12 protein-coding genes are annotated in these 17441 nt (G+C 73.3%); 9 read left to right on the top strand and 3 right to left on the bottom strand.

Annotated features, from left to right (window positions below):
* Positions 1–73 precede the first annotated feature (73 nt).
* A complete protein-coding gene (locus AB0Q99_RS27515) occupies positions 74–1606 on the top strand; it encodes an amino acid permease (RefSeq protein WP_363576183.1) in 1533 nt (510 codons plus the stop codon).
* A gap of 128 nt (positions 1607–1734) precedes the next feature.
* A complete protein-coding gene (locus AB0Q99_RS27510; protein ID WP_363576181.1) occupies positions 1735–3159 on the top strand; it encodes a glycosyltransferase family 87 protein in 1425 nt (474 codons plus the stop codon).
* A 90-nt stretch (positions 3160–3249) separates the two neighbouring features.
* Here AB0Q99_RS27510 and AB0Q99_RS27505 read toward each other — a convergent pair whose 3' ends face one another.
* Positions 3250–5013, bottom strand: coding sequence for a penicillin-binding transpeptidase domain-containing protein (locus tag AB0Q99_RS27505; RefSeq protein ID WP_363576180.1), 1764 nt, complete (start codon positions 5011–5013; stop codon positions 3250–3252).
* Between the two features lie 263 nt (positions 5014–5276).
* Positions 5277–7109, bottom strand: a complete 1833-nt coding sequence (locus AB0Q99_RS27500) for a phospholipid carrier-dependent glycosyltransferase (RefSeq protein ID WP_363576178.1) — start codon at positions 7107–7109, stop codon at positions 5277–5279.
* 105 nt (positions 7110–7214) lie between these two features.
* Here AB0Q99_RS27500 and rsmI point away from each other — a divergent pair, with 105 nt between their 5' ends.
* The 7 genes from rsmI (at position 7215) to AB0Q99_RS27465 (ending at position 15308) form a co-directional block, all read left to right on the top strand.
* The gene (gene rsmI, locus AB0Q99_RS27495) at positions 7215–8099 is read left to right on the top strand and encodes a 16S rRNA (cytidine(1402)-2'-O)-methyltransferase (RefSeq protein ID WP_363576176.1); all 885 of its coding nucleotides are present in this window, start codon (positions 7215–7217) and stop codon (positions 8097–8099) included.
* A 235-nt stretch (positions 8100–8334) separates the two neighbouring features.
* The gene (locus AB0Q99_RS27490) at positions 8335–8760 is read left to right on the top strand and encodes a hypothetical protein (RefSeq protein ID WP_363576174.1); all 426 of its coding nucleotides are present in this window, start codon (positions 8335–8337) and stop codon (positions 8758–8760) included.
* A 117-nt stretch (positions 8761–8877) separates the two neighbouring features.
* Positions 8878–10500 carry a methionine--tRNA ligase gene (gene metG, locus AB0Q99_RS27485; RefSeq protein ID WP_363576172.1) on the top strand — a complete coding sequence of 541 codons (1623 nt, stop codon included), beginning with the start codon at positions 8878–8880 and terminating at the stop codon, positions 10498–10500.
* Between the two features lies 1 nt (position 10501).
* Positions 10502–11380, top strand: coding sequence for a TatD family hydrolase (locus AB0Q99_RS27480; RefSeq protein WP_363576170.1), 879 nt, complete (start codon positions 10502–10504; stop codon positions 11378–11380).
* Between the two features lie 131 nt (positions 11381–11511).
* Positions 11512–12393 (top strand): 16S rRNA (adenine(1518)-N(6)/adenine(1519)-N(6))-dimethyltransferase RsmA, encoded by an 882-nt coding sequence (gene rsmA, locus AB0Q99_RS27475; protein ID WP_363576168.1) that lies wholly within the window; start codon positions 11512–11514, stop codon positions 12391–12393.
* Positions 12390–13310, top strand: a complete 921-nt coding sequence (locus AB0Q99_RS27470) for a 4-(cytidine 5'-diphospho)-2-C-methyl-D-erythritol kinase (protein ID WP_363576166.1) — start codon at positions 12390–12392, stop codon at positions 13308–13310. The genes rsmA and AB0Q99_RS27470 overlap by 4 nt, the downstream gene beginning before the upstream one ends.
* Before the next feature lie 171 nt (positions 13311–13481).
* Positions 13482–15308, top strand: a complete 1827-nt coding sequence (locus AB0Q99_RS27465) for an ABC-F family ATP-binding cassette domain-containing protein (protein ID WP_363576164.1) — start codon at positions 13482–13484, stop codon at positions 15306–15308.
* 122 nt (positions 15309–15430) lie between these two features.
* Here AB0Q99_RS27465 and AB0Q99_RS27460 read toward each other — a convergent pair whose 3' ends face one another.
* A complete protein-coding gene (locus AB0Q99_RS27460) occupies positions 15431–17302 on the bottom strand; it encodes an FUSC family protein (protein WP_363576162.1) in 1872 nt (623 codons plus the stop codon).
* Positions 17303–17441: the final 139 nt, after the last annotated feature.

The following is a 17441-nucleotide window of genomic DNA, read 5'->3' as shown; positions in this document are numbered from 1 at the left end:
CACAATGCCGCCCTTCGGGGCATTGGGCGACCAGCCGCCAGGACACCCTCCCCCGCCTAGAAGGACCGCAGTTTTGGCCAGCAACACCCTCGGTGCGCGTCTGCTGCGACGCAAGCCCGTCTCGACCCTGATCGCGGAGAGCGAGGGGCGTGACGCCCTTCCGGCCGGCGCGCCCGAGGAGGGCGGTCGCTCCGGCATCCACCTGCGCCGCTCGATCGGACTCTGGCAGCTGTCCTCGATCGGCATCGGCGCCACCATCGGCACCGGCATCTTCTTCGTGCTGAACACCGCGGTGCCCTCGGCCGGCCCGGCCGTCATCCTGTCCTTCGTGATCGCCGCGGTCACCGCCGGACTCACCGCGCTCTGCTACGCCGAGATGGCGTCGGCGATCCCGGTCTCCGGCTCCTCGTACTCCTACGCCTACGCCACCCTCGGCGAGGGCGTGGCCTTCGCCGTCGGCATCTGCCTGCTGATGGAGTACGGCGTCTCGGCCTCCGCGATCGCGGTGACCTGGGCCGAGTACCTGAACAAGTTCTTCGACCTGGCGTTCGGGTTCAAGATCCCCGAGGCGCTGTCCGGCGCACCGGACGGCACCCACTGGTTCAACCTGCCGGCGCTGCTGCTGGTCGCGATGGTCTGCTTCCTGCTGATCCGCGGTGTCAGCGAGTCGGTGAAGGTCAACGCGGCGATGGTCGCGATCAAGATCGTCATCCTGCTGATGTTCATCGGCGTCGCGCTCACCGGCTTCCACTCCGGCAACATGACCCCGTTCATGCCGCTCGGCATCAGCGGCGTGCAGGTCGCCGCGTCCAGCATCTTCTTCTCCTTCATCGGCCTGGACGCCGTGTCCACCGCCGGTGAGGAGGTCAAGAACCCGCGTCGCACCCTGCCGATGGCGATCATCATCTCGCTGGTCGTGGTGACCCTGCTCTACATCCTGGTCGCCCTGGCCGGCATCGGCGCCCAGCCCTGGACCAAGTTCGACGGCCAGGAGGCGGGCCTGGCCCAGATCCTCCAGGACATCACCGGCCAGAGCTGGCCCGCGATGGTCTTCGCGGTCGGCGCGATCGTCTCGATCTTCAGCATCACCCTCGTGGTGATCTACGGCCAGACCCGCATCCTGTACTCGATGGGTCGCGACGGCCTGCTGCCCAAGCGCTTCGCCGAGCTCTCCCCGCGCACCGGCACCCCGATCTGGAACACCATCGTGGTCGGCCTCGGCGTGGGCGCACTGGCCGCCTTCATCCCGCTGCGGGTCCTGGCCGACATCACCAGCCTCGGCACCCTCATCGCCTTCTCGGTGGTCTCGATCGGCGTGATCGTCCTGCGCCGCACCCAGCCCGACCTGCCGCGCGGCTTCAAGGTGCCCGGCTACCCGGTCGTGCCGGTGCTGAGCATCGTCTTCTGCGCCTACCTGATCAAGGGTCTGCACGCCGACACCTTCCGGGCCGGCGGGATCGCCCTCGCCGTCGCGGTGGTCGTCTACTTCGGCTACAGCGTCAAGCACTCCCGGCTGGAGCGGGCCGCGCAGGACGCCGTGCCGGTCGCGCAGGACGCCGTACCGGTCGCGCAGGACGCCGCGTCGGCCGACCGTACCGCCGGCTGACCCGGAGACGAATCAGACGTGAAGGGCCGCCGACCGACAGGACATCCGGCGGCCCTTTTCGTGTCGTCGCACGCCCAGTGCCCCATGCCATGGCGACAGGGCCGGGCCCGCACCCATAACCTTCCACCATGGTGAGCACCCGCACGCCCGGCTACTCCCGCCCGCGCGGCCGCTTCACCGGCCGCCGCAGAACGCCGGCCCAGACCTTCGCGACCGAGACGTCGTCCGGACCAGGACGACCGCCGAGAGGCTTCTCGGTCCGCCCGTTCCCCCGCCAGCGTGGCGAGAGCACCTTTCCGCCCACGCCCGATCGGCTGAATCCCGCCAGGCTCGCCTCGACGCGAACCGTCCAGCTGTTCGGCTGCCTGATCGCGGCCGGCTGGGCCGCCGCCTTCCCGCTCGTCTCCGACCTGCCCAACCAGCGGCAGTGGGGCCTGATCGCCGCCCCCGCCTACGCCCTGGCCGGGCTGCTCTGCCTGACCCTGCCGGGCCGCTTCGCCGCCCGTACCGCCGCCGCCGTCGCCCTCGTCGGTGCCGTGCTCCTGCCGCTCGGACTGCTCGCCCTGCACGGCCGCCACCAGTCCGAGGTGATGGTGGTCGAACGCTCGGCCCACCTGCTGCTCACCACCGGTGACGCCTACCTGCCGCACCCGGTGGTGGTCACCGACTACAACCCGTACCTGCCGGCGATGGCCCTGTTCGGGTTGCCGCGCCAGTTGCTCGGCGACTCCACCGCCTTCACCAGGGTCGCCGGGGACGCCCGGATCTGGTTCGCGCTGACCTTCTTCGCCTGTCTGCTGGGCGCCTGGCGGCTGCTGCGGCCCGCCCACCCCGGCACCGGCGACCCGCGCGCGCCGCTGCTGCCGCTGGCCGTCCTCACCGCCTCGCCGCTGATAGCGCTGGCCCTGGCGGTCGGCGGGGTGGACCTGCCGCTGATCGGCGTCTGCTGCCTCGCCATGGCGCTCGCCGAGCGGAACCGCCCCGTCGGCGCCGGATTGGTGCTCGCCCTCGCCTGCACCCTGAAGTGGACGGCCTGGCCCGCGCTGCCGGTCGCCGTCCTGCTGCTCTGGCGGCTGTACGGCCGCCGGCCCGCCGCCCGGACCGCGCTGATCGGGATCGGGGTGAGCGCGGCGGTGATCCTGCCCGCCGCCCTGACCCAGGCGGACGCGCTGCGCGAGCAGGTGGTGCGCTTCCCGCTCGGGCTGACCGCGATCCGCACCCCGGCGGGCAGCCCGCTGCCCGGCAAGGTGCTGGCCGGGTTCGGGCCGACCGGGCACTCCATCTCGCTGGCCCTGATGACCGTCGCCCTGGTCGGGGTGGCGATCTGGCTGCTGGCCCGGCCGCCGGTCTCCGCGATCGCCGCGGCCGACCTGCTGGCCGCCGGGCTCGCGATCGCCTTCATGCTCGCCCCGGCCGGGCGGTTCGGGTACCTGGCGCTGCCGGTGGTCCTGGTGATCTGGCCCCGGCTGGCGGCCCGGCGCTGGAGCAGTCGGCGCCCCGCCCCGCTCGGCCTGGTGCCGGACGTGCCGGAGCCCGCCCTGCCGCGAGGCTGAGAGCGGGCTCCGTACGGGGGCTGCCGGTACGTCCACTGCGCCGGCGCCTCCCGTGACCGGGGGACCGCCGACGGGTCCGGCGGGCGCGGCCTAGCGGCCGGCGGCGGCCTTCAGGATGGAGGCCACCGCCGGGCCGGCCGCGTCGACGCCGTGGCCGCCGCCCTGGACCTCGGAGGCGACCGCGATGTTGCCGCGGAAGGCGGCGAACCAGCTGTTGGTGGTGGACGCGCCCTGGACCTCGGCGGAGCCGGTCTTGGCGCCCGCGTTGTCGGTGATCCCGGCCATCACGTCCTTGGCCGTGCCGCCGACGGCGGTGGCGTTCATCATCGCGCGCAGCTTGGCGGCGACGTCCGGCGAGATCTGGCGGGCCGCCGCCTGCTGCGGGAGACCGGCCACCAGGATGGGCTGCTTGAACGCCCCGCTCTGCACGGTGGCGGTGATCGAGGCGATGGCCAGCGGGTTCATCTGGACCTTGCCCTGGCCGATGTAGTTCATCGCCTGCTCGTCCTTGCTGCCCGGCGTCGCCGGCACCTTGCCGTCGGCGTTCGGCAGGCCGGTCTTCCACTCCAGGCCGATGCCGAACAGGTCCTTGGCCGTGCCGGACAGCGTCTCCGGCTTGAGGCTGGTCAGGCCCTGGTTGATGAAGGCCGTGTTGCAGGACACCATGAAGTCCTGCTGGAGCGTGTTGTTCGGGAAGGCGCCCGGGAAGTCGTTCGGGATCGCGACCGCGTTGCTGCTCTTCTCCGGGCAGGCCACCACGGTGTCCGGGTTGATCCCGGCCTCCAGCAGCGCCGCCGAGGTGACGATCTTCATCGTCGAACCCGGCGCGAGCAGCCCGGTGAACGCCCGGTTCTGGCCGTTGGCGGGCGAGTTGGCGAAGGCCAGCACCTGGCCGGTGCTCGGCTCGATCGCCACGACCGAGCCGGGCTTGCCGCCCAGGTCGGTCATCGCCTTCTCGGCGGCGGCCTGGACGGTGTTGTCGATGGTCACCTTGAACGGCTTGCCGGGCTTCGGCTCGACGATGGTGAACAGCTTGTCGGAGGGGGCCTTGCCGGCCGGGTCGCTGATCACCACGGCCTTGCCCGCGTCCTGGTCCCGGGTCGGGTCCGGCGGGAGCAGCTTCTGGGCGTTCTCCTGCACGGTGTTCATCAGCGCGGCGGTGAGCGAGGCGCCCTGCAGCGGCTTGCCGTTGCGGTCGACCACGGTGGACGGCGGGGCGAAGACCTGCTGGGTGGCGATGGTCTCGTTGCCGGACAGGTGGGGGTGGAGCACCGACGGCGCCCAGTGCACGGCCGGGGTGTTGTCGCTCATCTTCACGACGCCGAGGAAGCCCTGGTAGTCCCAGGCCCGGCTGGTGCCCTCGAACTCGGCCCGGGCCTTGAAGCTCATCAGCGTGCCGGTGGGCCCGGGCGTGGCGGTGGCGGACGGCGAGTCGGTGGCGCCCGGGGTGCCGGCCGCGGGCGTCGCGGAGGCCGCGGCGGTGGGCTTGGCCGGGGCCGGGGTGCCGGTGGCGGCGGAGAAGACCTGCTGGGTGGTCGGACCGGTCGGGGTGAGGGTCAGCGCGCTCGGTTTCACCTGGTCCTTGAAGGCGGTCAGCGCGGTGGTGGCCGCGGCCGGGTCGTCGGTGAGCGAGGCGGCCTTGGCGATGTCGCCGGCCGCCCAGGCCGCCAGGAAGTCCTTCGCACCGGCCGCCGCCTGATCGGCCGAGGGCGGCTCGGCGACCACCGTACGGGCCTTCGCGCCCCCGGACCCGGAGTCCGAGCCGCCCATCAGGCTGTACGCGGCGTAGCCGCCGCCCGCGAGGACGACGATGGACACGCCGGTGATGATGCCGATCTTCGCGCCACTGCGCATGGTGCAGGTCCCCCAGGGGTCTCGCGGCCGGGCGCAACCGGCCGGGGCCGGAAACGCGGTACGCCCCCCACCCTAGGCAGCCGGAATCGGTGCGCCGACGAAACGCCCGGGACTTGTGACGGATCTGGTACGTGTCGTGCACCGTATACGGACGGAACCGGGGGAGACGGTGCGGGCCGGACCGGGGGCGGGGGCGCGCCGGAGCGCGGGCGGCGGCCGCGCGCCGGGACGCGGGAGGGGAGGCCCGGCGGCGGGCCCGGCCGTCAGATCCAGCTGTTGAACCACATCCGGCGGCGCCAGTCGTCCAGCGGGATGGTCTGGCCGGTGAACAGCGGGAAGAAGAACAGGAAGTTCCAGACGATCAGCAGCACCAGCAGGCCGGCCGCGGCGGAGCCGATGATCCGGCGGTCCCGGGAGGCGCTGGGCGGGCCGATCAGGGCGCCGATCAGCATCGTCACCGCGAGCGCCAGGAACGGGACGAAGACCACCGCGTAGAAGAGGAAGATCGTCCGCTGCTGGTAGGCGAACCACGGGAGGTAGCCGGCGGCCAGGCCGCACAGCAGCGCGCCGGCCCGCCAGTCCCGCCGGAACGCCCAGCGCCACAGGCAGTAGACCAGGGCCACCACGGCCGTCCACCACAGCAGCGGGGTGCCGATGCCCAGCACCTCGCGGGCGCAGTCGGCGACGGTGCAGCCGGCCTGGCCCTGCTTGGGGGACTCGTAGTAGAAGGAGACCGGCCGGCCCAGCACCAGCCAGGACCACGGGTTGGACTGGTAGGTGTGCGGGTCGCTCAGGTGGGTGTGGAACTCGTAGACCGTGGTGTGGTAGTGCCACAGGGCGCGCAGGCCCTCGGGTATCCACGGGTAGTCGGTGTCCCGGCCGACCGCCCAGTCCCGGCCCCAGCCGCCCTTGCCCGGGGCGTTGCTGCTGGCGAACCAGCCCCACCAGGACGCGACGTAGACCACGATCGGGAGCACGACGACGGAGCCGAAGGCGGGCGCCACGTCCCGGGCGAGCACCGCCCGGAACGGGCGCCGGGCGCCGGCCAGACGGCGGGCGCCGACGTCCCAGAGCACCGTCATCAGGCCGAAGGCGGCCAGCACGTACAGGCCGCTCCACTTGGTGGCGCAGGTCAGGCCGATGCAGACGCCGGCCGCGATCCGGTACGGGCGCCAGCCCAGGCCCAGCCGCTGGGCGAGCTCCGGATCCTCGACCCCGCCCAGCCGCTCGGCGAGCAGGCCCCGGGTGCGGTCGCGGTCCAGCAGCAGGAAACCGAAGGCGGCGACGATCCAGAACATCACCACCAGGTCCAGCAGGGCGGCCCGGCTGAGCACCAGGTGCAGGCCGTCCACCGCGAGCAGCAGGCCGGCCACGCAACCCAGCAGGGTCGAGCGGAACATCCGGCGGGCGATCCGGGCCAGCATCAGCACCGACAGGGTGCCGAGCAGGGCCACCGCGAAGCGCCAGCCGAAGGGGTTCATGCCGAACAGCTGCTCACCCGCGCCGATGATCCACTTGCCCACCGGCGGGTGGACCACGTACGAGGGCGTCGCCCGGTACGGGACGGCCGCGCCGGGCGTCATGATCGTCGTGTTGGCGTCTTCCGGCCAGCTGATCTCGTAGCCGCCGTGCCAGAGCGCGTAGGCGTCCTTGGCGTAGTACGTCTCGTCGAAGATGATCGCGTGCGGCTGGCCGAGGTTCGTGAAGCGCAGGATCCCGGCGAACACCGCCACCGCGACCGGGCCCAGCCAGCCCGACCAGCGGCACAGGAAGAACCACAGGCCCTGCGGCAGCGAGACGCCCAGGCGCAGCAGCAGCGGCGACTGCGGCACGTCGCGCGGGGTCACCCGGGGGCCGTCCGGCATCGGCGGCACCAGGCGCTCGGCCAGCGGTGCCGTCGGGCGGGCGAGGTAGCCGTGGCCGGCCAGGCGCTCGCGCCAGGTGGGGGGCGTGGGGGGCGTGACGGGGGAGGGGCCGGTGGGGGCCACGGCGAGGGCGGCGGCGGACTCCGGCGGGCGCGGTGACGGCACGCCGGCGCCGCCCCACGCGGAGTGGTCCGTACCAGTGGGCGTCTGCGCCGCCGTGTCGCCGTTCATCCGCCACATCGTAGGGGCGCTCCTCGTACGCGTGTCCGCTCCCTCGGAAGCTGACCGAATCGTCACCAAAAGCCCCGCGCGGCGGCAGCTGGAAGGATGGGGCCCGTGACAGGAGTACTCGTTCTCGCAGGCACCCCCATCGGCGACGTCTCGGACGCCCCGCCCCGACTGGTCCACGAACTGGCCACGGCGGACGTCATCGCGGCGGAGGACACCCGGCGGCTGCGCCGGCTCACCCAGGCGCTCGGGGTGACCCCGGCCGGCCGCGTCGTCTCGTACTTCGAGGGCAATGAGGTCGGCCGCACCCCCGAACTGGTCGAGGCGCTGCGCGGCGGCGCCCGGGTGCTGCTGGTCACCGACGCCGGCATGCCCTCGGTCTCCGACCCCGGCTACCGGCTGGTCGCCGCGGCCGTCGAGGCCGACGTCAAGGTCACCGCGGTGCCCGGGCCGTCCGCGGTGCTCACCGCGCTCGCGCTGTCCGGCCTGCCGGTCGACCGCTTCACCTTCGAGGGCTTCCTGCCGCGCAAGACCGGCGACCGGGCCCGGCAGCTCGCCTCGATCGCCGCCGAACCGCGCACCATGGTCTTCTTCGAGGCGCCGCACCGGATCGCCGAGGCGCTGGCCGCGATGGCCGCGGCGTTCGGGCCGGAGCGCCCCGCCGCCGTCTGCCGCGAGCTCACCAAGACCTACGAGGAGGTCAAGCGCGGACCGATCGGCGAGCTGGCGGCCTGGGCGGCCGACGGCGTCAAGGGCGAGATCACCGTCGTCGTCGCGGGCGCCCCGCCGGCCGCGCCGCAGGAGCTGACCCCGGCCGAGCTGGCCCGGCTGGTGGCCGTGCGCGAGGAGGCGGGGGAGCGGCGCAAGGAGGCCATCGCGGCGGTCGCGGTCGAACTCTCGCTGCCCAAGCGAGAGGTCTTCGACGCGGTCGTGGCGGCCAAGGCGGTGGCGGCCGAGAAGGAAGGGCCGGACGCGGCGCCGAAAAAGGGGTGAATTCCGGGGGTTGCGTTGCGCACCGGTAGTCGTACCTTGGAGGGAAGGCCCCGGTAAACACCCACTGAGCTGAAGTTTCGGTCGCGGTTCGCAGTCGTCGGGAGGCCCTTCGTATAGGGCTTCCCAACCCGCATCCAATTCTTCACAAGCGGGGCATCGGCCGAGGCGGTCCGGGCATTTCCTGGAATGGAAAGACCCAGCCGGGCGAGCGCCCGGCGGGCGCTGGGAGACGGCTATGAGCGAGATCGTCGGTAGCCCCCGCAGTGGCAACGCACTGAGCACCGCCGGCCTGACCGGCCGCGGGCACACTCCCGTCGAGACCGTACGGGAGGCCTACTCCTTCGCCTGCCTGCGCTGCGGGTACGGCTGGGAGCAGGCGTACGACATCGAGCACCACGCGGCCAAGGACGGGCACGTCGTGTTCGAGTACCACGCCAACGGCGTCCGGGTGCCGTCCCCGCTGCTCAAGCCGACCTGCCCCGGATGCGGTGGCCACACCGTCCGGATCATGCGCGAGGGCCGGGTGTCCTCCGCCGAACAGTCCGTGCACCACGCCCCCGGCTTCTCGATGCACGCCGAGCCGGCCGGGCCGCTCCCGGCGTCCGGGGCCGCCGAGCCGCGCGGGCGCTGGGCCCGGTTCTGGTCGCGGCTGCTGGGCTGACGCCGGGGCGGACGCGGGCGGACGCGGGAAGACGCGGGAGGACGCGGGAAGGGCCGCCCCCGGCCGGGGAACAACTCGGTCGAGGGCGGTGCGCGTGCCCGACTAAGCTTTCCGACCATGGCGGCCACTGCAGACCACAGCACCACCGGGGCGAGCGCCCCGGCGTACTACGTATCCACCCCGATCTACTACGTCAACGATCGCCCCCACCTGGGCCACGCGTACACCACCGTGGCGGGCGACGTCCTCACCCGCTGGCACCGCCAGCGCGGCGAGAAGGTGTGGTACCTGACCGGTACCGACGAGCACGGTCAAAAGATCATGCGGACCGCCGAGGCGAACGGCGTCAGCCCGCAGGAGTGGTGCGACAAGCTGGTCGAGGAGGCCTGGAAGCCGCTCTGGGAGCACCTGGAGATCGCCAACGACGACTTCATCCGCACCACCCAGCAGCGCCACACCGACCGCGTGCAGGAATTCGTCCAGGACCTGTACGACAAGGGCGAGATCTACAAGGGCGGCTACTCCGGCCCGTACTGCGTCGGCTGCGAGGAGTACAAGCTCCCGAACGAGCTGCTCGACGGCGCGACCGAGGACGAGAAGCTCTGCCCGATCCACAAGAAGCCGGTGGAGTGGCTGGAGGAGGAGAACTACTTCTTCCGCCTGTCGGCCTACGGCGAGAAGCTGCTGGAGTTCTACGCCGAGAACCCCGGCTTCATCGCCCCCGAGACCGCCCGCAACGAGGTGCTGCGCTTCGTCGAGCAGGGCCTGCAGGACCTCTCGATCTCCCGCTCCACCTTCAACTGGGGCGTCCCGCTGCCCTGGGACGAGAAGCACGTCCTCTACGTGTGGGTCGACGCGCTGCAGAACTACATCACCGCGGCCGGCTACGGCAGCGACCCGGAGCGCTTCGCCGAGCTGTGGCCCGCCTCCGTCCACCTGGTCGGCAAGGACATCCTCCGCTTCCACGCCGTCATCTGGCCCGCCATGCTGATGGCCGCCGGGCTGCCGCTGCCCAAGCGGGTCGTGGCCAACGGCTGGCTGATGGTCGGCGGCGAGAAGATGTCCAAGTCCAACCTGACCGGCATCGCGCCCACCGACCTGACCTCGCACTTCGGCGTGGACGCGTACCGCTACTACTTCCTGCGGGCGATCCCGTTCGGCACGGACGGCTCGTTCTCCTGGGAGGACTTCACCGCCCGCTACACCTCCGAGCTCGCCAACGACTTCGGCAACCTGGCCTCCCGGGTCGCCGCGATGGTCGGCAAGTACTTCGACGGGGTGCTGCCGGCCGCCGCCGCCCCGGGCGAGGCCGAGCAGGCCGTCGCCGACGGGCTGGCCAAGGCCGTCGGGACGGCCGACCGCAAGATCGGCGAGGAGCTGGACTTCGCCGGCGGCCTCGCGGCGATCTTCGAGTTCGTCAAGCAGGTCAACGGCTACATCACCGAGCAGGAGCCCTGGAAGGTCGCCAAGGACGACTCGGCGGAGGGCCGGGCGCGCCTCGCGACCATCCTCTACACCGCCGCCGAGTCGCTGCGCGCCACCGCCGTCCTGCTCAACCCGGTGATGCCGTCCACCGCCGAGAAGCTGTGGGACTCGCTGGGCGCCGACGCCGCCGGGCTGGGCGCGCTGTCCGCGCAGACCATCGCCACCGTCGCCGACTGGGGCCGGCTGCCCGCCGGTGCCACCGTCACCAAGGGCGAGATCCTGTTCCCGCGCCTCGAAGAGAAGCCGGCCGCCTGACGTGGCCGCCAAGGACGACGCCCGGTCGACCCCGCCGCCGCTGCCGGAACCCCTGGCAGTGGCGGTGGCCGACTCGCACACCCACCTCGACATGCAGTCCGGCACCCCGGCCGAAGGCCTGGCCCGGGCCGCCTCGGTCGGGGTCACCACGGTGGTCCAGGTGGGCTGCGACGTGCCCGGCTCGCGCTGGGCCGCCGAACTGGCGGCCCAGTACGAGCAGGTGCACGCGGCCGTCGCCCTGCACCCGAACGAGGCGCCGCGGATCTTCCTCGGTGACGCGGACGGCTGGTCCGGGCAGCAGCGGAAGGCCGGCGGCGCCGCCGCGCTGGACGAGGCGCTCGCCGAGATCGACCGGCTCGCCGCGCTGCCCCAGGTGCGGGCCGTCGGCGAGACCGGCTTGGACTACTTCCGCACCGGGCCGGAGGGCGTGGAGATCCAGAAGGAGTCGTTCCGCCGCCACATCGAGATGGCCAAGCGGCACGGCAAGGCCCTGGTCATCCACGACCGGGACGCCCACGAGGACGTCATCGCCGTCCTGCTGGCGGAGGGCGCCCCGGAACGGACCGTCTTCCACTGCTACTCCGGCGACGCCGAGATGGCCAAGACCTGCGCCGAGCACGGCTGGTACCTCTCTTTCGCCGGCCCGGTCACCTTCAAGGCCAACCAGCCGCTGCGGGACGCGCTGCTCGCCACCCCGCTCGACCGGATCCTGGTCGAGACCGACGCCCCCTTCCTCACCCCGCACCCCTACCGCGGCCGACCCAACGCCCCGTACCTGATCCCGGTCACGGTGCGGTCGATGGCGGCCACCCTGGGGCTGCACGAGGACGAGCTGTCGGCGGCCATCGCGGAGAACACGGCGCGGGCCTTCGGGTACTGAGGGGTGGTGGGTCGGCGGAGTCCGGGCCGGGCGCCGGGTGCGGCCGTCGGGGTTCGTGCCGGGCGGCGCCGGTTGCCGCCGTCCGGGCCGGCGCGTCCGGACGCCGGCCCGTACGCCCGTATCCTTGGCGCGTGAGCACCACCGACCCCACCCCTGACAGCCACCTGCTGGGCGCCGCCGACATCCGGGAGCTGGCGGCCGCGTTCGGCGTGAAGCCGACCAAGCAGCGCGGGCAGAACTTCGTCATCGACGGCAACACCGTGCGTCGGATCGTCCGGGCCGCCGACGTGACGGAGCAGGACGCGGTGGTGGAGGTCGGGCCGGGGCTCGGCTCGCTGACCCTCGCGCTGCTGGAGGTGGCGCGGCACGTCACGGCGGTCGAGATCGACCCGGTGCTCGCCCAGCACCTGCCGGACACCGTCGCGGCCCGGATGCCGGGCAAGGCCGACGCCTTCGACCTGGTGTTCAGCGACGCCATGGAGGTCACCGAGTTGCCCGGGCCGGCGCCCACCGCGCTCGTCGCCAACCTCCCGTACAACGTGGCCGTGCCCGTCCTGCTGCACATGCTGGCGACCTTCCCCAGCATCGAGCGGACCCTGGTGATGGTGCAGAGCGAGGTCGCCGACCGGCTCGCCGCCAAGCCGGGCAACAAGGTCTACGGCGTCCCGTCGGTCAAGGCCAACTGGTACGCGGACGTGAAGCGGGCCGGCGCCATCGGCCGGAACGTGTTCTGGCCCGCCCCCAACGTCGACTCCGGGCTGGTCTCGCTCATCCGCCGCGAGCCGCCGAAGACCAGCGCCAGCCGCGAGGAGGTGTTCGCGGTGGTCGACGCCGCGTTCGCCCAGCGGCGCAAGACCCTGCGTGCCGCACTGGCCGGCTGGGCCGGCTCCCCCGCCGCTGCCGAGCAGGCGCTCGCCGGCGCCGGGATCGACCACAAGCTGCGCGGCGAGATGCTGACGGTGGAACAGTTCGCCGCGATCGCCGAGCACAAGCCGAAGGCTGGGAACGAGTGATCACCGTACGGGTACCGGCGAAGGTCAACGTCCAGCTCGGGGTCGGCGGACTGCGCGCCGACGGCTTCCACGACCTGGCCAACGTGTTCTTCGCCGTCGCCCTCGGCGACGAGGTCACCGCCACCCCCGGCGAGGGCGTCACGCTGACCTGCTCCGGGCCGGACGCCGCCGCCGTCCCGCTGGACGACAGCAACCTCGCCGCCCGCGCCGCCCGGCTGCTCGCCGCCCACCACGGCATCGCCGACCCCGGCGTGCACCTGCACATCGCCAAGGCCATCCCGGTGGCCGGCGGCATGGCCGGCGGCAGCGCCGACGGCGCCGCCGCGCTGGTCGCCTGCGACGCGCTGTGGCAGCTGGACACCCCGCTCGAAACCCTGCTGGAGCTCGCCGCGGAGCTGGGGTCGGACGTGCCGTTCGCCCTGCTCGGCGGGGTCGCGCTGGGCCGCGGCCGGGGCGAGATCCTGGAACCGCTGGCCGTCGGCGGTACCTTCCACTGGGTCTTCGCGGTCGCCGACGGCGGCCTGTCCACCCCCGCCGTCTTCCGCGAGTGCGACCGGCTGCGCGACCAGGCCGGCACCGGCTCCAGCGACACCGACGTCCCCACCCCCGACGCCGACCGGGCCCTGCTCGCCGCGCTCGCCGAGGGCGACGCCGTCGCCCTGGCCGAGGCGCTCGCCAACGACCTCCAGCCCGCCGCGCTCTCGCTGCGCCCCTCGCTCGCGGACACCCTGCGGGCCGGCACCGAAGCGGGCGCGCTCGGGGCCCTGGTCTCCGGCTCCGGGCCCACCTGCGCCTTCCTCGCCAAGGACGCGGACGCGGCCGCCGCCGTCGCCGAGGCGCTGCGGGCCTCCGGCACCTGCCGGACGGCGCACGTGACGTACGGGCCGGTGCCGGGGGCCTCCGTGCTGCCGCAGTAGCGGGGCGGGTTCCGGGTGCCGCTCCGGCGACGGGGTGCGGGCGTCGCCGTCGCGGCAGGAGCAGCGCGGTGAGGGCGTCGCTGCGGGCCCATTAGGCTGGGGAGATCGGGGTCACCCGAGCCAGGGGCGGTGCGCCGCCCCGCGACCGCCGAACCCAGGAGCGCAGCACACGTGGCCGTCAACCTCGCCACCATCGAGTCCGTCACGAAGGTCTACGGCACCCGCACCCTGCTGGACGCGGTCAGCCTCGGCGTCAGCGAGGGCGACCGGATCGGCGTCGTCGGCCGCAACGGCGACGGCAAGACCACCCTGATCCGGATGCTCGCCAAGCTGGAGGAGCCCGACAGCGGTCGGATCACCCACTCCGGCGGCCTCCAGCTCGCCGTCCTCACCCAGCACGACTCGCTCGACCCCGAAGCCACCATCCGGCACGAGGTGATCGCCGACCGGGCCGACCACGAGTGGCTCGGCGACGCCCGGATCCGCGACATCATCGAGGGCCTCTTCGGCGGCCTCGACCTGCCCGGCTTCGCCGACGGCCTCGACACCGTCATCGGCCCGCTCTCCGGTGGCGAGCGCCGCCGGATCGCCCTCGCCAAGCTGCTGCTCGGCTCGCCCGACCTGATCGTCCTGGACGAGCCCACCAACCACCTCGACGTCGAGGGCATCAACTGGCTCGCCGAACACCTGCAGAAGCGCCGCTCCGCGCTGGTCTGCGTCACCCACGACCGCTGGTTCCTCGACCAGGTCTGCACCCGGATGTGGGACGTCCAGCACGGCGAGGTGCACGAGTACGAGGGCGGCTACTCCGACTACGTCTTCGCCCGCGCCGAGCGCTCCCGGATCGAGGCCGTCGAGGAGCAGAAGCGCCAGAACCTCGCCCGCAAGGAGCTCGCCTGGCTGCGTCGCGGCGCCCCCGCCCGCACCTCCAAGCCGCGCTACCGGATCGAGGCGGCCAACGCGCTGATCGCCGACGTGCCCGACCCGCGCGACAAGTCCGAGCTGATGAAGTTCGCCAACGCGCGGCTGGGCAAGACCGTCTTCGACCTGGAGGGCGTGACCGTCAAGGCCGGCCCGAAGCTGCTGCTGGAGAACCTCACCTGGCAGCTCGGCCCCGGCGACCGGATCGGCCTGCTCGGCGTCAACGGCGCCGGCAAGACCTCGCTGCTGCGCGCCATGCGCGACGCCTACGCGAGCGAGGGCGACGTGCAGCCCGCGTCGGGCGTCATCAAGGTCGGCAAGACCGTCCGGCTGGCCTACCTGTCGCAGGAGGTCGCCGAGCTGGAGCCGACGACCCGGGTGCTGCAGGCCGTCGAGCAGGTCCGCTCCCGGGTCGACCTCGGCAAGGGCCGCGAGATGAGCGCCGGCCAGCTGTGCGAGCAGTTCGGCTTCGGCAAGGACAAGCAGTGGACGCCGGTCGGCGACCTGTCCGGCGGCGAGCGCCGTCGCCTCCAGCTGCTGCGGCTGCTGATGGACGAGCCCAACGTGCTGTTCCTCGACGAGCCGACCAACGACCTGGACATCGAGACGCTCAACCAGCTGGAGGACCTGCTCGACGGCTGGCCCGGCTCGATGGTCGTGATCAGCCACGACCGCTTCTTCATCGAGCGGACGACCGACGTCGTCCACGCGCTGCTCGGCGACAAGAAGATGCGGATGCTGCCGAACGGCGTGGACGAGTACCTGGAGCGGCGCGCGCGGATGGCCGCCGCAGCCGTTCCGGCCGCCGCCGCTCCGACGGCGTCGTCGTCGGCGGCCGGGGACGCCGCCGCTGCCGGGCTGTCCGGCGGGGACCTGCGGGCCGCCAAGAAGGAGATGCAGAAGCTGGAGCGGCAGATCGCCAAGCTGGACGAGAAGGAGTCCAAGCTGCACGCCCAACTCGCCGAGCACGCCGCCGACTTCTCCAAGGTCGCGGAGCTGGACGCGCAGCTGCGCGGGGTGCGGGACGAGAAGGAGGAGCTGGAGATGAGCTGGCTGGAGCTGGCCGAGCAGGTCTGAGTCCGGGCCTGGGCCTGAGTCCGGGTCGGGGCCTGAGTCCGGGCCGGGGCTGTGGCTGTTAGGCCGTTTGTCCGCTCAGCCACTTGGCCGTTTGTCGGCTCACCGCTCAGCCGCTCAGCCGCTCAGCCGCTCGCGAGGAGCGTTTCGAGTTCGTCCGCCGCACGGCCCAGCGCACTGTGCGTGGGGTCGTGCGGCGCGGTCGGACGGTCCGCCGGTGTGGTCGGCGGGCGGTGCGCACGGGCGGCGGCGGTCAGCTCGTCCAGCGCCCGGCGGACCCGGTCCACCTCGGCCGGGTCCGGCACCCGGCCGCCGTACCGGATCTGCGCCGCGAACGCCGCCACCGCGCCGCCCAGCCGTTCCAGCGCCGCCGTCGCCGGCAGCCACCGCTCGGCCAGCCGCCCGGTGGGCGGCGGTTCGGCCAGCCCCTGCCGCACCTCCTGGCGGGCGTCCGCCAGTGACCGGTACGCCGAACGGCGGAGCCACACCTCGGCGCGGTCGGCCGGCCCGGCGGTCACCGCGTCGAGGTAGGCCCGCAGCGCCGTCGCCGCCTCGACCAGCCGGGGCTCGATCCGGTGGCGCGGACGCTCCGGCCACAACAGGTACCCGAAGAGCAGGACGATCGAACTGGCCAGGACGGTGTCCAGCACCCGGGGCCAGAACTCCGACGCGCTGCTCTGGCCGCCGAGTTGGAGCAGGACCAGCGCCATCGGCGTCATCACGACGGTGTTCAGCCCGTAGTGCGCCGCCGTGGCGTACGGCAGCAGGGCCACGCAGAGCGCCGCCATCGCCGTCAGCGCCCACCGCTCGGTGGTCGCCGTGACCAGCGCCGCCGTCACGGCCACCCCGAGCACCGTGCCCACCGACCGGCTCACCGCCCGCAGGAACACCGAGCCGAGGTCCGGCTTCAGCACGAAGGCGATCGTCATCGGCACCCAATAGCTCTTGCTGAGAGGGTAGTTGGCGGTCACCGCCGAGCCCACCGCCACGCACAGCGCGACGCGCAGCCCGTACCGCACCGACGGCCGGGACAGCAGTCGCGCCCGCAGCCGCCACGGATCGGGCGGAGGCGCCGGCGCGGTACCGAGCCGCGTCTCCCGGCCGGCCACCGTGTCGGTGGCGGCACGCAGGGCCACGTCCAAGGCCTGCCGGGACGGCGTGTCCGGCCGCCAGTCGGGGACGGCGACCTCGCCACCGCCCTGCCGCACCGCCGCCGCCAGCCGGTACGGCACCTCCGCGACCTCCGGCGGCACCGGGCGCCGGGCCCACAGCAGGCCGGTCGCCGCCTCGGTGGCGGCGAGGGCGGCCTCGTACCCGCGGCTCGCCGGCCCCGTCCCGGCCAGGACGTCCTGGACCTGGTTCAGACGGGCCGTCAGCACCTGGCGCGAATCGGCGGCCCGCGCCGTGCCCAGATCGGCCAGGGTGCGGCCGAGCGCCTCGTACGCGGCGGCCAGCGCCCGGTACCGCGGATCGGCCGCCGGCCGGTCGGGCACCCCCGCCGGCAGCCCGAGCAACACCACGAACCCGGCCCCGGCCAGCATCATCGGTGCCGCCGCCCACCACGGCCCCGGCAACGGCATCCCGCTCCCCAGCGCGGCCGACACCAGCAGCAGCATCCCGGCCGCCGACCCCCGCGGACCCGTCGCACTCAGCGCACCGGACACGAAGGCGGTCAGCGTCAGCGCGGCGCCCAGGGCGAGCGCGCCGACACCGGCGGACTGGAGCGCGGTGCCGACCAGCATGCCGAGCGCGGACGCGAACACCGCGGTCCCGATCCGGACCACCCGCAACCGCGACGGCTCGACCCGGTCGTTCATCGTCGCGTGCATCGCCCCGAGCCCGGCGAACACCCCCAGATCCAGCCGGCCCACCCACAGCCCCGCCGCCAACGGCACCGCCATCCCCGCCGCCGCCCGCACCATCAGCGCCCACGGCAACGGTGGCCGCGCGGGCCGCACGGCGCGGGCCCACCAGGGGGTGACCTTCGGAGAACTCATGCGGACACGTCCGTTCTGCGGCCTGGGGTCGCTGCTGTGCGACATTGCGCGGCAGATGGGGCGTACCGGGGCAGTCTACCCAGCGGCCCGCGCGCCTCGCTGTGCATGTCAGGTTCGTACCGATCGCGTACAGGCGGCC

The organism is Kitasatospora sp. NPDC086791, assembly GCF_040685975.1.
Lineage (GTDB): Bacteria > Actinomycetota > Actinomycetes > Streptomycetales > Streptomycetaceae > Kitasatospora.
Note: the sequence above shows the minus strand (reverse complement) of the source record. Positions and strands in the feature narration are given on the sequence as shown.

What these genes read in the sequence shown, in the direction of transcription:
- AB0Q99_RS27460 (WP_363576162.1), bottom strand. Translation starts at nt 17,302, where the DNA reads ATGAGTTCTCCGAAGGTCACCCCCTGGTGGGCCCGCGCCGTGCGGCCC.
- AB0Q99_RS27500 (WP_363576178.1), bottom strand. Translation starts at nt 7,109, where the DNA reads ATGAACGGCGACACGGCGGCGCAGACGCCCACTGGTACGGACCACTCC.
- AB0Q99_RS27490 (WP_363576174.1), top strand. Translation starts at nt 8,335, where the DNA reads ATGAGCGAGATCGTCGGTAGCCCCCGCAGTGGCAACGCACTGAGCACC.
- AB0Q99_RS27510 (WP_363576181.1), top strand. Translation starts at nt 1,735, where the DNA reads ATGGTGAGCACCCGCACGCCCGGCTACTCCCGCCCGCGCGGCCGCTTC.
- AB0Q99_RS27505 (WP_363576180.1), bottom strand. Translation starts at nt 5,013, where the DNA reads ATGCGCAGTGGCGCGAAGATCGGCATCATCACCGGCGTGTCCATCGTC.
- metG (WP_363576172.1), top strand. Translation starts at nt 8,878, where the DNA reads ATGGCGGCCACTGCAGACCACAGCACCACCGGGGCGAGCGCCCCGGCG.